Source organism: Shewanella inventionis (assembly GCF_019931735.1).
Lineage (GTDB): Bacteria > Pseudomonadota > Gammaproteobacteria > Enterobacterales > Shewanellaceae > Shewanella > Shewanella inventionis.
Genome location: NZ_CP082926.1, coordinates 2,756,259 through 2,770,767 on the forward strand (window position 1 = coordinate 2,756,259; position 14,509 = coordinate 2,770,767).

Genomic DNA, 14,509 nt, shown 5'->3' on the forward strand with positions numbered 1-14,509 from the left:
GCAGTGCAGATAATAGGTATTTTTTTGTACAGTTTGTGTCTGTAAATTATCTAATGTCATAGTTTTACAGACACCATGTCGGTATCACATTGAAAATATGTCATTAATTTGATATTAGTTTATTGTAGCGTAAGATAAAAAATGGCTATTGTACACTTGCTCAAGCACACCAAAATTTGAGAGACAAAGAGGAATACCGATGAAATTGTATACCAATACATTAACAAGCTTGTTAATGATGAGTGCGATGATATCAACGCCTTTAATGGCTCAATCTGAGATTAACCCTCAGTTCGATCAGGCTCGTGCTGCAAAGGCGGGGGCTGATGAATATGGAATGAAACGTTATGTGATGGCATTTCTTAAGCGTGGACCTAATCGTGATCGCACTAAAGCAGAGGCCGATGAATTACAACGTTTGCATATGGCAAATATTGGACGTCTTGCCGAGGCGGGTAAATTGGTTTTAGCAGGTCCATTTTTGGACAATGGTGAGTTGCGCGGTATATATATTTTCGATGTAGAAACCATAGAGCAAGCAAAGCAGCTGACCGAAACGGATCCTGCAATTCAAGCTGGTAGTTTAGTCATGGAGTTAATACCTTGGTATGGCAGTGCTGCGTTAATGGAGGTTAATGATATTCACAATACGCTGGCTAAAACGCTGATGTAATTTATCAATGCTTTATGGTTTTTATCATGAGCATTGAGCGTTGTTGGAATTAGATATTGAGCGCAGTTAAAAACTTAATAACTTATGCATAATTGAATGGTGTAGTGGCATCATTTGGCGATGATTAAACGGTACAATACAGCCAAGTGAGTTGATTGGAGCCATTATGGCCAATGTGGTGAATAGAGCCATTTTTAGCAGCAGGATATTTTCTATTAATTAGTTATACCATTTCCATTAATTATGTGACCAATCAGAGTCGCTCAGACTGTTCAGTTTGAGGCGCATTGTTGAAATAATGGTATTCCCTTCTAAGGCAATGCAACAAAGAAATGGACAGTCTGAGCGCCTCCTGCAAGGCGGGTTTCTGTGCCTTCTATGCTGCTTAATAGTATTTTGACGTACGACTGCATGGATGCAGGAGGTAGAGCAACGCAGGAGCAGTTGCCGAGAGCAACTATGCCTACAATCCTATTACTTGCCTAGAAGGCACAGAATTACCGCTGAGTGACCAGATAATTAGTGGAATTGGTATTACTTATCAACAAAATCATCGTGTGATGAAACATGTTGATCCTGTGCAGCAAGGGCGATACTACAAGTTAAATGTAGTGATTAAACAGCCTCTTATTGGCGGCGTATTTACCTGTGAAAAATACATTATAAATCTGTTTAATCGCGTGTATTTGTTTCGCCCTGATCTATATGAACACAGCGTGACTAAAATAGAATCTGGTAAACGGGTTTTATTAAGTATTGCTGTGAATATTTAAAAGGCTCTCTTATGCATCACGCGTGACACTTATGCAAGCCGGTGCAGTAAAAACGTGGGTGATTAGCTTTCGTGTGCGAGCTTGGTAAGGAGCGGCGCAGGTTGATGAGTGTTGTATTGACGTTTAGCGACAACCTCAACACCTTTGCAAGATAGCTTAAGGTTGAGATCTGTTTCGGGCACGCAGCAGCAGGGGAGGCACTCGTTGGCTTTTAGTTCAGCAAGTGGTGTTGTGATATAACTGACGTCACCTGAAATGACAGTGGTTTTACAGGCGCCGCAAAACCCATTGCGGCACTCTGAAAAAATGTTTACCTTTTTCGACTCAAGCGCTTCTAATAAGCTTGAATGTTTACCGTCAAACAGAATAACGGGCTGACCTTTCAAGCTTACGATCGGGGCTTTTTTAAAAAATGTCTTATAAGTCAAAATCTAAAAACTCATCGCCATCGACAGAAGAATCAATTTGACCTACAAGGTAGGAAGACACTTCAACTTCTTGCGGGGCCACTTGTACCGCATCACTTTCTAGCCAGTTTTTCATCCACGGTAGTGGGTTTGAAGATTCTTCGTACGGTTGTGGTAAATGCACTGACTTCATGCGTTGGTTAGTAATAAACTCAACGTATTGGCATAAAATCTGTTCGTTTAAACCGATCATTGAACCGTCTTTAAATAAGTATTTAGCCCATTCTTTTTCTTGCTCAGCGGCTTTAACAAACAAATCGTAAGCTTCTTGTTGGCACTCAATGGCAATTTCGGCCATTTCTGGGTCGTCTTTACCGCCCTGCATTAAGCTCAGTATGTGCTGAGTGCTGTTAAGATGTAGAGCTTCATCACGGGCAATTAAGCGAATGATTTTGGCGTTACCTTCCATTAAGCGGCGCTCTGCAAAGGCAAATGAACAGGCAAAGCTCACATAGAAACGAATCGCTTCTAATGCGTTAACAGACATCATGCACAAGTACAGTGACTTTTTAAGAATGCGTAAGTTAACAGTAATTTTTTCGCCGTTAACTTGGTGCGTTCCTGCACCAAATAGGTTGTAAACTTGAGTCAGCTTGATTAAGTCATCGTAATAACGGGCAATGTCACCTGCACGTTTTAAAATTTGTTCGTTTTCAACGATATCATCAAACACCACAGAAGGGTTATTAACAATATTTCTGATAATGTGCGTGTATGAACGAGAATGAATGGTTTCTGAAAACGACCAGGTTTCAATCCAGGTTTCTAGCTCTGGCAAAGACACTAACGGTAAAAATGCAACGTTTGGTGAGCGCCCTTGAATTGAGTCGAGCAAGGTTTGATATTTAAGATTTGAAATAAAAATATGCTTTTCGTGCTCTGGTAAACTAGCAAAGTCGATTTTGTCACGGCTGACATCAACTTCTTCAGGTCGCCAGAAAAACGAAAGTTGTTTTTCAATGAGCTTTTCGAAGACTTCGTATTTTTGTTGATCGTAGCGAGCCACATTAACGGGTTGACCAAAAAACATTGGTTCTTTGGTTGAGTCGTTAGGTGTTTGACAAAATGTTGAATAAGCCATTATTAAGTGTCCTGATAACGCATTTCAAAAAGCGGGGAAGTCCCCGCTAATAATTCCATTAGATGATTAAATTTTGCACGCACCGCCTGCGCAACCATCATCTTCTTCCTCTACGGCAACTAGGTCGTCAAACTGATCTTTTGCGCCGTCACGAGTGTTATGGTAATACAAGGTTTTAACCCCTAGCTTGTACACACTTAACAAATCTTTAAGCAAGGTTTGCATGGGTACACGGCCGCCTTCAAAACGGCTTGGGTCGTAGTTAGTGTTAGCTGAAATCGCTTGGTCAACGAACTTCTGCATAATGCCCACAAGTTGGATGTAACCGTCATTGTTTGGCATGTTCCATAACAATTCATACTTGTCTTTAAGTTGATCAAAGTCAGGTACTACTTGCTTTAATTGTCCGTCTTTACTCGCTTTAACGCTGATTAAGCCGCGTGGAGGCTCAATACCGTTAGTCGCGTTAGATATTTGCGATGAGGTTTCAGACGGCATTAAGGCTGACAAGGTTGAGTTGCGTAAACCATACTGCTTAATGTCGCTGCGTAATCCTTCCCAATCCATGTGTAATGGCTCGTCACAAATTTTATCTAAATCACGTTTGTAAGTGTCAATCGGTAAAATGCCTTGCGAATAGGTTGTTTCATGGAACAAAGGACATGCGCCTTGTTCTTTCGCGAGGTTCATTGAGGCTTTCAATAAATAAAACTGAATCGCTTCAAAGGTTTTGTGGGTCAAATTGTTTGCTGAACCGTCTGAATACTTCTTGCCATTTTTAGCAAGGTAGTTAGCAAAGTTAATCACACCAATACCTAAAGTACGGCGGTTCATTGAACCAAGCTTTGCCGACTTGATTGGGTAATCTTGATAATCAAGTAAGTTATCAAGGGCACGCACAGCAAGATCTGCTAGAGGCTCAAGTTCAGTTAAATCCTGGATCGCGCCCAAGTTTAAAGCTGACAATGTACACAATGCGATTTCACCATTTGGATCGTCGATGTTTGTCAGAGGTTTAGTCGGTAAAGCAATTTCTAAACAAAGGTTAGATTGCTTAATTGGCGCGACTTTAGAGTCAAACGGGCTGTGTGTATTACAGTGATCCACGTTTTGAATATAGATACGGCCAGTTGAAGCACGCTCTTGCATCATGAGTGAAAACAGTTCGACCGCTTTAATTTGTTTTTTACGTACGTTGCTGTCCTGTTCATACTGTAGGTATAAACGTTCAAACTCTACCTGATCTTCAAAAAATGCATCGTAAAGGCCGGGCACATCTGATGGGCTGAATAAGCTGATGTATTCGCCTTTGATCAAACGTTGGTACATTAATTTGTTTAACTGCACGCCATAGTCAAGATGACGCACACGGTTATCTTCTACGCCGCGGTTGTTTTTAAGGACCAGTAATGACTCAACTTCTAAATGCCATAACGGGTAGAACAGGGTGGCAGCACCGCCACGAACGCCGCCTTGAGAGCACGACTTAACCGCAGTTTGGAAATATTTGTAAAAAGGTAAGCAACCTGTATGGAATGCTTCGCCGCCACGAATAGGGCTACCTAAGGCGCGGATACGACCTGCGTTAATACCAATACCAGCACGTTGACTAACGTATTTAACGATAGAAGATGCCGTTGCATTGATTGAATCAAGGCTGTCATCGCATTCAATGAGTACACAAGAGCTGAACTGACGCGTAGGAGTACGAACGCCAGACATAATCGGTGTCGGTAATGAAATTTTGAATAAAGACGTCGCATCATAAAAACGCTTGATGTAATCCAAACGAGTGTCTTTTGGATAACGAGCAAATAAACATGCTGCCACTAAAATGTATAAAAACTGCGCGCTCTCATATACTTCATGGGTTACACGGTTTTGCACTAAATACTTACCTTCAAGCTGCTTAACGGCGGCATAAGAGAAGTTCATATCGCGCCAGTGATCGATATAGCTGTCTAAGGTTTCAATCTCTTCACGAGTGTAGTCGGCCAAAATATGCATATCATATTTGCCCATTTCCACTAAGCGAGTCACATGGTCGTATAACTTAGGTGGTTCAAATTGACCAAAGGCTTTTTTGCGTAGGTGAAACACCGCTAAGCGCGCTGCTAAAAATTGGTAATCTGGCGAGTCTGGCGAGATTAAGTCAGCAGCTGCTTTAATGATGGTTTCATGAATGGCTTCAGTTGGAATGCCGTCAAAAAACTGCAGGTGAGATCGAAGTTCAACTTCAGATACTGAGACGTTTTTTAATCCCTTGGCTGCCCAAGTGATCACGCGGTGAATTTTATCTAAATGGATACTTTCACGTTCGCCACTGCGTTTAGTGACTGTCATATTGCTATTCATTGAAGAGAGGCCTTGGTTCTATATCCGGTCATGTGATCATGTTCAGGATGCTGTGCTACTTTGATTCGATCAGAACAAATCACAAAACAGTTCCATGTTAAAACAATCGTCCAGAATGTACTTACGGCAAGGTGGATCTACAGTACATTCATTAAGACACTACCTTGTAAATTCACAAGGAGAGTAGTGTTTCGATTGTTACCCACACACAAGATATGGTGTTATTTATAAACTGAGATACAAGATAGTGAGGTTTGAGCTGATTTGCAAGTCACAATTACATTAACTTCTTGTGGATAAGTTGAGGATAAACGGCAGGGTTAGTAATGGCTAACCCTAGAGCCCAAATTTATATAGTGTTTTTAACGCTTGATGTTTTTTTATGCAATAGATTAGAAAAATTTGATCGCTAAAATAAGCAGCGATCAAAAATTTACGACCATTTTTAGATTGATCTTTTATGGCTTTTGATCTGCAGATCAAAACAGCCATCTTGTTGTAAGCTAGATAACAAATGCCGTTCAAATACGACTCGCTTAATAAAACATAAGCCATTAATGGCTTATTCAGTAAAAAACTGTGTTAAAGATGAACCATCTGCAAAATGTCGTTTTGATGGCCATAGTTCTGGTTTGTCTGAAGCAGATAAATACCCCCAAAGTGCCACACCTCCAAGCATGTTGGCGTTATGGGCGGCAACGAGATCACGCTCTGCGTCACCTAAATACAGGATCTGCTGAGGCGACGTTGCAATTTGCTGGGCGGCTAACAACATTGGTGCGGTATGTGGTTTTGCATGGCGGGTACTGTCACCGCTGATCATGGCGTTAACTCGGCCTGTTAAGCCTAATTTATCAACTAAAGGGCGGGCAAAGCGGGCGGGTTTATTGGTGACGATGCCATAAGGAATATTGTGTTGATCAAATAAGTTGAGTAGCTCAGGTAATCCATCAAATAAACGGCTAAGCTCGCCATTAATTTGGCCATAATGCTGCAGTAATCCCTGTTGTATTTTAAGTTGCAATGCTTCGTCGGCATCAGGTATCGCTGTTTTTACTAAATATAAACTACCGTGAGAGGCTGCATGGCGCATTTTTTCAAGGGGTTGGGCGGTAAAACCTGCATCTTCTAAGCTAAGATTAAGTGCGTAAACTAAATCTGGTGCGGTGTCTGCTAATGTACCGTCAAGGTCAAATAAAACGCCTTTCACATCGTGTTTATGCACTTAATTATTCCTTATATAAGCGTTAGGTATTGCGAGGTTCAATTGAAAAAGTGCATTACCGATAACCTTGAGGTTACCGGCATGACGATTAATCTACTTTTTGTGTGGCTATCATGTAGTTTACATCCACACTTTTTGTGTATTTAAACACACCAGAAAGCGGGTTATACGTGATACCTAATGCGTCTTTACATAATAAGTCAGTGTTATCGACCAATGCCATCAACTCTGATGGGCGGATAAATTTGCTGTGATCGTGGGTACCAACAGGAAGCATTTTAAGTAGGTATTCAGCTCCGATGATGGTTTGTACATAAGACATGATATTGCGGTTAATGGTTGAGAAAAATACAAACCCATTGGGTTTAACCATGTCACAACATGCTTGAATAACTGATTGTGGGTCGGGCACATGTTCTAACATTTCCATGCAGGTGACCACGTCATAATATTCGCGGTGGCTGTCCCGGTGGTTTTCTGCAGTGGTTTTAAGGTAATTTACACTGACCCCAGCGTCTAATGCGTGCAATTTTGCCACTTCTAACGGCTCAGTGCCCATGTCGATGCCGTCAACATTTGCACCAATACGCGCCATGCTTTCCGATAAAATACCGCCGCCGCAGCCGACATCCAGTACTTTTTTACCAAATACACCGCCAGCAGTTTGATCAATGTAATTTAATCGCAGTGGATTAAGTAAATGCAATGGCTTGAACTCGCCATTAAGATCCCACCAGGTTTGCGCCATGGCTTCAAATTTTGCGATCTCATGGGGATCAACATTGGCTGTTGATTGTTCGGCGTCTGACATAAGTTAACCTAACTGTCTAATAATGTATGGCGGTTATTATAACGATAACCTTTACGAATAGTAGTCAACATTGTGCTTTTGCGGTCAATGCTTGCTTATAAAATCGCCATTTAGCACGTGCGTTGATTATTTTTACAAAATAAAGCGCTTAAACCATCAGCAGTTTGGCTTTTAAGTCATCAAATTTCACCAACATATTAGTGTTCGCTTAAACTAAATTTGCTGAAAATATTAGCTTTTTTATTAATTTTGTCTCGTAGATGGGATTTGGCTGGTGTTTGCTCTGGCGACAATAAATATCTGTGTTAGAATGCCAAATCACGTTTTTAAGCTAGATAATAATATGGAAGATTTATTGTCAGCTAACTTTAGGGGAACGCGCAGTTTATGACTGATCTGGCATCATCTATTTCGCCAATTAATATCGAAGACGAACTTAAGAATTCTTATCTTGATTACGCAATGAGCGTAATTGTGGGTCGTGCATTACCTGACGTACGTGACGGTTTAAAACCAGTTCACCGTCGCGTATTGTTTGCAATGAGCGAATTAAAAAACGATTGGAACAAACCATATAAAAAATCCGCTCGTGTCGTTGGTGACGTAATTGGTAAATATCACCCACATGGTGATACTGCTGTATACGATACAATTGTACGTATGGCGCAACCTTTCTCGCTTCGTTACACCTTAGTTGACGGACAAGGAAACTTCGGTTCGGTTGACGGTGACTCAGCAGCGGCAATGCGTTATACCGAAATCCGTATGCAAAAGTTGGCGCACTCACTGCTTGCCGACCTTGAAAAAGAAACCGTTGATTTTGTGCCTAACTACGACGGCACTGAATTTATTCCTGCTGTATTACCAACACGTGTACCTAACCTGTTAATTAACGGTTCATCTGGTATTGCGGTAGGTATGGCAACCAATATTCCGCCACACAACTTAACTGAAGTGGTTAAAGGGTGTTTAGCGTTAATCGAAGAGCCTAGCTTGTCGATTGAACAGCTAATGGAATACATTCCTGGCCCAGATTTCCCAACTGCTGCGTCTATTAATGGTCGTAAAGGCATTATTGATGCCTATAAAACGGGCCGCGGCCGTGCTGTGATGCGCTCAAAAGCGGAAGTGGAAACAGATGAAAATGGCCGTGAGCGTATCATCGTTCATGAAATTCCTTATCAGGTGAACAAAGCTAAGTTGATTGAAAAAATCGCAGAGCTTGTTAAAGATAAGAAAATTGAAGGCATTAGCGGTTTACGTGACGAGTCTGATAAAGACGGTATGCGTATCGTAATTGAAATCAAGCGCGGCGAAGTGGGCGAAGTTGTACTTAACAACTTATATGCTCAAACACAAATGCAGTGTTCTTTTGGTATTAACATGGTGGCATTGACCAATGGTCAGCCTAAATTGTTTAACCTTAAAGAAATGCTTGAGTGCTTTATTCTTCACCGTCGTGAAGTGGTTACTCGCCGTACCGTGTTTGAACTGCGTAAAGCGCGCGAACGTGCTCACATTCTTGAAGCCCTTGCCATTGCCCTTGCTAACATTGACCCAATTATTGCGTTAATTAAAGCATCGCCAACGCCTGCTGAAGCAAAAGTGAAATTAGTTGAGCAGGGTTGGGCACTTGGCCATGTTCAAGGCATGCTTGAAAAAGCCGGTGATGATGCTGCTCGCCCTGAATGGTTAGAGCCTGAGTTTGGTATTCGTGATGGCAAATACTATTTAACTGAGCAACAAGCACAGGCGATTCTTGAATTGCGTTTACACCGTTTAACCGGTTTAGAGCATGACAAGATTTTAGCTGAATACGAAGAACTATTAGTACTGATTGCCGGTTTATTGTTGATCCTTCGTAGTCCAGAGCGTTTGATGGAAGTGATCAAAGAAGAACTAGAAGAAATTCTAGAGCAATATGGTGATGCCCGCCGTACTGTGATTAACGCCAACGAAATTGACATGAGTCTTGAAGACTTAATCAATGAAGAAGACGTTGTGGTTACATTGTCGCATTTAGGTTACGCCAAGTACCAACCATTGTCTGACTACCAAGCTCAGCGCCGTGGTGGTAAAGGTAAAGCTGCAACTAAAGTAAAAGACGAAGATTTCGTTGAAAAACTGCTGGTTGCTAATACCCATGACACTATTTTGTGCTTCTCAGACTTTGGTAAAATGTACTGGTTAAAAGTGTACCAATTACCATTGGCAAGTCGTACAGCACGCGGTCGCCCAATTGTTAACTTATTACCACTGGCTGACGGTGAGCGCATTACCGCGATTCTACCTGTACGTGAATACGCTGATGATAAATACATTATCATGGCAACTGCAGACGGCACAGTGAAGAAAACAGCCTTAACAGCTTACAGTAATCCTCGTGCAAACGGCATTATTGCGGTGAACCTAAAAGATGGCGACCAATTAATTGGCGTTGATATTACTGAAGGTAGTGACGACATCATGTTGTTCTCTAACGAAGGTAAAGTGGTTCGCTTTAACGAAAAAGCTCGCGATTCTGAAACTGGTGAAGTGAAAATTGACGCAGAAACCGGTGAAGAGATCATTGCATTGCGTCCAATGGGTCGTACAGCAACCGGTGTTCGTGGTATCAAGCTTGAAGCAGGCCAAAAAGTGGTATCGCTCATTGTGCCAAAAGGTGACGGCGCAATCTTAACCGTAACCGAAAACGGTTATGGTAAGCGTACTGAACTAAGCGAATACCCAGCGAAGAGCCGCGGCACTAAAGGTGTTGTGTCTATTAAAGTGAGTGAGCGTAATGGCGCCGTTGTCGGTGCTGTACAAGTGGGTGAGTTTGATGAAATCATGCTCATTAGCGACAAAGGCACATTGGTTCGTACACCTGCTGAAGGCGTATCAATCATTGGTCGTAACACTCAAGGTGTGACCATTATTCGCACCGCAGACGACGAAAAAGTGGTTGGCTTACAGCGAATTGATGAAATTCAAACTGAAGAGCTATTAGATGAAGAAGGCAATGTGATCCCACCTGCTGACATTATCGAAGGCGAAGAAGCTACAGAGGTTGATGCACAAATCGATAGCGATGCACCAGCTGATGAACAAGGTGACGATCAGCAATAAGCTGAACGAGCTACCCAAACCACCGAAAACGAGCGCCTAAGGGCGCTCGTTTTATTTTGCGGAAAATTATTCATCAAAATAGGCAAATAAAGGCCTATTCAACGGTAACTAAAGACCTTAGTATTAACGGCTACATATGATGTTATCAATCTTATCAATTCACTGATTCGTTCAGAGCGTGAAAATGATTGATATAAATACAAACTGAGTCAAGGAGTTGTCTGTGAGCGCGATTTATAATTTCTGTGCGGGTCCTGCCATGTTACCTCAAGCTGTGATGCAAAAAGCACAACAGGAATTGATTGATTGGAATGGTCTTGGCGTCTCCGTGATGGAAATCAGCCACCGCAGTAAAGAATTTATTGCGTTAACTGAACAAGCTGAAGTGACTTTGCGCCAGCTAATGAATATTCCTCAAAACTACCATGTGTTATTTATGCACGGTGGTGGGCGCGCGCAGTTTTCGAATGTAGTCAACAACTTTTTAGGTGATAACGGCAGAGCCCTATATCTCGTGAGCGGGCAGTGGTCATCTGCTGCGGTGAGTGAGGCCATCAAACTGGCGGGTGAAGCTCAAATTGACAGCCTAAATATTGTTGAAAACGTTAACGGACTCAATCAAGTCAACTTGCCAGATCTGCATGCTATCGACAAAGACTACCGCTACGTGCATTACTGCTCAAACGAAACCGTAGATGGTATTGAGATATTTGAAGAGCTAGACAGCCCATGGCCAGTGGTTGCAGATCTGTCATCAACCATTATGTCTCATGAGATTGATGTCAGTAAATATGGGCTTATATATGCAGGCGCACAAAAGAACATTGGCCCATCTGGGTTATCAATTGTGATAGTACGCGACGACATGCTTAAGTTACCTTCATTGCCTCAATCGTCAGTGATGGATTATCGCGTGGCAGTTGAGCATGGCTCGATGTTTAATACACCGCCCACGTTTGCCTGGTATTTAGCCTCCGAAGTGTTTGCATGGTTAGCGGCCAATGGTGGTGTAAGCGCAATGGCTGACGTTAATCAGCAAAAAGCAGCATTATTGTACGATTGTATTGATTCAAATCCATTTTATAAAAATGGTGTTGCGCCACACAATCGCTCACGCATGAACGTGACATTCCAATTGGTTAATGACACTCTTGATGGTGAATTTTTAAAACAAGCAGAGCAGGCCGGTTTAGTGGCATTAAAGGGTCATCGTATTGTCGGCGGTATGCGCGCCAGCATTTATAATGCGATGCCATTAGCAGGTGTGCAAAAACTGGTTGATTTTATGAACCAATTTGCCCAGCAACATGCTTAACGGTTTTGCCATTGTTAACGCCTCAGCTGAGGCGTTAAATCAATAAAAGCTCGTGTAGCGTAAATTGTGGAGGAGTCATCACTTATCTTTGCTCAACTTTACGCTTAAATACCGCCTTGTTAACCCCTTTTTAACCCCATTCAATTTATAGTCTCATTATGGTGTCGCACTACATATAGAGACAAAATGAACACTCCTATTACTGTTAAATCTCAGGCTATGAAGCAGCCCAAAAAGGGATTTGAGCTCACTCAAAAACATAAATTAGCGCTAGCATACCTTTCAGTAGCTGTGTTGCCTTTTGTGCTAGCACAGTTATTAGGGATGGAGTTTACTGGGTTGTACACCAGTGTGCTCAGTGCAGTTAACTTACTTGCGATGATGGTATTTTTTATTCAATTTCCGCTAGCGGGAAGGCTTAAAAAAGTGCCGTTATTTTCCAATATAGATTGGGGAATAACTCAACATAAAAAACTGGGTAAATACCTAGGGTCTGTTGATCTTTGCTGTACACATTTTATTCAACAATACATCGGCAGCCACATTATAGTAAACGCCAGTGATACCATACTGGCGTAATTTCTTGCTAACTTATCATATCTTGTTGATATTGCTCGGAAGTGCTTTATCCTCGCGAAAGCATTCTCAACCAAATGTCGATACTTGTAGAGACACCAATCCATGCTTTCTTTGTCGATATCTTGCCCATAATTTCGCTTCGGTATAACGGTTTTGCCACCTTTAGAATTGACATATGCCCTTAAAGCGTCGCTGTCATAGCCTTTATCAGCGATAAATACGTTGACCTCCTTAAGGTGGTCAACAAGACTCTCGGCACGAGCAATATCATTTCTCTGGCCTTCTGATAGCTCGAAATAGATTGGTAATCCACCGCTATCCACGACCAAATGAATTTTCGTTGAGTTACCGCCGCGACTCTTTCCAATACACTCATTATCTGGTGTCGCAGCTCCTGCGCTATGCTGATGAGCTTTGACTATTGAGCCGTCTGCAAACACCCAATCATAATCGGAAAGTTTTGATAACTCTTTGAATAGTATATCTAACAGGCCTTTTTTAGACCACAGATTAAAGCGACGATAAACAGTGCTCCAGTCCCCAAACTCTGTTGGAAGATCACGCCATGGAACTCCTGTTCGCAAGCGGTAAAGAATTCCTTCAAAGGTCATTCTATGTTCAGATTTATTATAGATGCGGCCAGTGTTCTTCATCAGTTGAAGTAGCTTTTGCCACCACTTATCAGTTAGCATTAGTCTCGGCATGGTATGGAGTTATCGTTTATTTTTGGCGAAACAAATTATAACGCCTTACCATGCTGCTTAAAAAGCCATCACGAAAGATCAACAGACCCTAGGGATATTTTTCTTTCTTCATCCAATATTCATTGTACTACCTAAAGCACTGATGTCAGCTGATGATCTTAGTGTCAGCGTATGGAGTATTGTTACATCGCCGCATTTGCTTACTGCTCTTATAGCTTGGTGTGCAATGGCCATATGGGTATTAATGTCGATATATAAAGACAGACTCAATTTACGCTATGAAACATGGCGATTAATGCATGTAACTGGCTTTGCAATCATCGCCACACTCGCGACATTGCATATCACTACTATAGGTAGCCACGGCCAATTTAACCCAAGGTTTAATACCCTGTGGTGGTTGCTTTATGGGCTGTCAATGACATTGCTAATTTATAACTATGTTATCAAGCCCAAACTAAGCATAAATCAGGCTTATTCTATTAGCTCAATTGAAAAAATCACCGACAGTGACTGGCAATTGAGTGTTCAAAATAACAACCAAACCCCTCTTGTATATCAGGCAGGCCAGTTTGTTTGGATTAACACCAGTGGCAACCCTTACAGTCTTGAGCAACACCCATTTTCAATCGTATCAGCAACTGCAGATGGTCAAGTCAATTTTGCCATTAGAGCGCTGGGAGATTACACCTCTTCATTAGGCAAACTTAAGCCTGAGCAAGTTGTATATATTGATGGGCCTTATGGCAACATGACACTTACCCCTAGTCAATTTGCCAGCGGTATTACCCTTATTGCAGGTGGCGCGGGTATTTCACCAATGTTGAGTTTACTCACTCAGCTGGCAAAACAACAAGATCAGCGCCCCATCAGGTTACTTTACGCCAACCACAATATGTCACGGATGATCTACTTAGAAACATTAGCCGAGTTACAACGCACTATGGCCAACTTTAAAGTGCAACTAGTGTGTGAATACATTGAACTTTATCAAACCTATGAACAGCCTAATATAACCCATGGACTAATCCAGGGGCAGGATATTGTCGACACCGTCACTAAAGGACAAGAAAGCCAATGGGCATATTACCTTTGTGGCCCCGCACCCATGATAAGCAACATGAGAGACACTTTGCATCGTTTGGGAGTCAGCAATAATCAAATCCATTATGAACAACTGACTTTTTAATAAGGAAAACAATATGCCAATCAAGCAAATATCTGGCTGCATCGGTTGTGAGGCTTGCGTTAAAAGTTGTCCAACCGATGTGATCCACATGAATAAACAAACCAATAAAGCTGAAATACGTTACCCAGAAGATTGTCAAATTTGTCATTTATGCAGACTGTATTGCCCTGTAGGGGCTATCACAATCACGCCTGAGAAAAGTATTCCAGTTATGGTCTCGTGGAGGTAA

Annotated in this window: 13 protein-coding genes; 7 read left to right on the forward strand and 6 right to left on the reverse strand. The window is 41.9% G+C overall.

Annotated features, from left to right (window positions below; genetic code table 11):
* The first annotated feature begins 199 nt into the window (after window positions 1-199).
* The gene (locus K8B83_RS12260; protein ID WP_223417332.1) at window positions 200-673 is read left to right on the forward strand and encodes a YciI family protein; all 474 of its coding nucleotides are present in this window, start codon (window positions 200-202) and stop codon (window positions 671-673) included.
* A 503-nt stretch (window positions 674-1,176) separates the two neighbouring features.
* Window positions 1,177-1,446: a 2OG-Fe(II) oxygenase gene (locus tag K8B83_RS12265; RefSeq protein WP_398410869.1), complete on the forward strand. Its 270-nt coding sequence runs from the start codon at window positions 1,177-1,179 to the stop codon at window positions 1,444-1,446.
* A 62-nt stretch (window positions 1,447-1,508) separates the two neighbouring features.
* Here the strand turns inward: K8B83_RS12265 and yfaE are convergent, their stop codons facing one another.
* The 5 genes from yfaE to ubiG all read right to left on the reverse strand — a co-directional run bounded on the left by yfaE (window position 1,509) and on the right by ubiG (window position 7,385).
* A complete protein-coding gene (gene yfaE, locus K8B83_RS12270; RefSeq protein ID WP_188740508.1) occupies window positions 1,509-1,874 on the reverse strand; it encodes a class I ribonucleotide reductase maintenance protein YfaE in 366 nt (121 codons plus the stop codon).
* Entirely contained in the window at window positions 1,864-2,994 is a 1,131-nt protein-coding gene (nrdB, locus tag K8B83_RS12275) for a class Ia ribonucleoside-diphosphate reductase subunit beta (RefSeq protein WP_223417343.1), read from the reverse strand. Before nrdB ends, yfaE begins: the two co-directional genes overlap by 11 nt.
* 66 nt (window positions 2,995-3,060) lie before the next feature.
* Window positions 3,061-5,349: a class 1a ribonucleoside-diphosphate reductase subunit alpha gene (nrdA, locus tag K8B83_RS12280; protein WP_223417347.1), complete on the reverse strand. Its 2,289-nt coding sequence runs from the start codon at window positions 5,347-5,349 to the stop codon at window positions 3,061-3,063.
* A gap of 562 nt (window positions 5,350-5,911) precedes the next feature.
* Window positions 5,912-6,574, reverse strand: coding sequence for an HAD family hydrolase (locus tag K8B83_RS12285; RefSeq protein WP_223417348.1), 663 nt, complete (start codon window positions 6,572-6,574; stop codon window positions 5,912-5,914).
* A gap of 88 nt (window positions 6,575-6,662) precedes the next feature.
* Entirely contained in the window at window positions 6,663-7,385 is a 723-nt protein-coding gene (gene ubiG, locus K8B83_RS12290; RefSeq protein WP_223417349.1) for a bifunctional 2-polyprenyl-6-hydroxyphenol methylase/3-demethylubiquinol 3-O-methyltransferase UbiG, read from the reverse strand.
* 387 nt (window positions 7,386-7,772) lie between these two features.
* On the opposite strand from ubiG, the gene gyrA reads away from it, so the two are divergent.
* The 3 genes from gyrA (at window position 7,773) to K8B83_RS12305 (ending at window position 12,387) form a co-directional block, all read left to right on the forward strand.
* Entirely contained in the window at window positions 7,773-10,493 is a 2,721-nt protein-coding gene (gyrA, locus tag K8B83_RS12295) for a DNA gyrase subunit A (protein WP_223417350.1), read from the forward strand.
* Between the two features lie 223 nt (window positions 10,494-10,716).
* A complete protein-coding gene (gene serC / locus K8B83_RS12300) occupies window positions 10,717-11,808 on the forward strand; it encodes a 3-phosphoserine/phosphohydroxythreonine transaminase (protein ID WP_223417351.1) in 1,092 nt (363 codons plus the stop codon).
* 186 nt (window positions 11,809-11,994) lie between these two features.
* Window positions 11,995-12,387: a hypothetical protein gene (locus K8B83_RS12305; protein WP_223417352.1), complete on the forward strand. Its 393-nt coding sequence runs from the start codon at window positions 11,995-11,997 to the stop codon at window positions 12,385-12,387.
* On the opposite strand, the gene K8B83_RS12310 is transcribed toward K8B83_RS12305, so the two are convergent.
* Entirely contained in the window at window positions 12,330-13,091 is a 762-nt protein-coding gene (locus K8B83_RS12310; protein WP_223417353.1) for an IS5 family transposase, read from the reverse strand. The genes K8B83_RS12305 and K8B83_RS12310 overlap by 58 nt on opposite strands.
* 94 nt (window positions 13,092-13,185) lie before the next feature.
* Between K8B83_RS12310 and K8B83_RS12315 the strand changes: the two genes are divergently transcribed.
* Window positions 13,186-14,280 (forward strand): ferredoxin reductase family protein, encoded by a 1,095-nt coding sequence (locus K8B83_RS12315; protein WP_398410872.1) that lies wholly within the window; start codon window positions 13,186-13,188, stop codon window positions 14,278-14,280.
* A gap of 13 nt (window positions 14,281-14,293) precedes the next feature.
* Window positions 14,294-14,509, forward strand: a complete 216-nt coding sequence (locus K8B83_RS12320) for a 4Fe-4S dicluster domain-containing protein (protein WP_223417355.1) — start codon at window positions 14,294-14,296, stop codon at window positions 14,507-14,509.

What these genes read in the sequence shown, in the direction of transcription:
- K8B83_RS12260 (WP_223417332.1), top strand. Translation starts at nt 200, where the DNA reads ATGAAATTGTATACCAATACATTAACAAGCTTGTTAATGATGAGTGCG.
- nrdB (WP_223417343.1), bottom strand. Translation starts at nt 2,994, where the DNA reads ATGGCTTATTCAACATTTTGTCAAACACCTAACGACTCAACCAAAGAA.
- nrdA (WP_223417347.1), bottom strand. Translation starts at nt 5,349, where the DNA reads ATGAATAGCAATATGACAGTCACTAAACGCAGTGGCGAACGTGAAAGT.
- ubiG (WP_223417349.1), bottom strand. Translation starts at nt 7,385, where the DNA reads ATGTCAGACGCCGAACAATCAACAGCCAATGTTGATCCCCATGAGATC.
- gyrA (WP_223417350.1), top strand. Translation starts at nt 7,773, where the DNA reads ATGACTGATCTGGCATCATCTATTTCGCCAATTAATATCGAAGACGAA.
- K8B83_RS12305 (WP_223417352.1), top strand. Translation starts at nt 11,995, where the DNA reads ATGAACACTCCTATTACTGTTAAATCTCAGGCTATGAAGCAGCCCAAA.
- K8B83_RS12310 (WP_223417353.1), bottom strand. Translation starts at nt 13,091, where the DNA reads ATGCCGAGACTAATGCTAACTGATAAGTGGTGGCAAAAGCTACTTCAA.
- K8B83_RS12320 (WP_223417355.1), top strand. Translation starts at nt 14,294, where the DNA reads ATGCCAATCAAGCAAATATCTGGCTGCATCGGTTGTGAGGCTTGCGTT.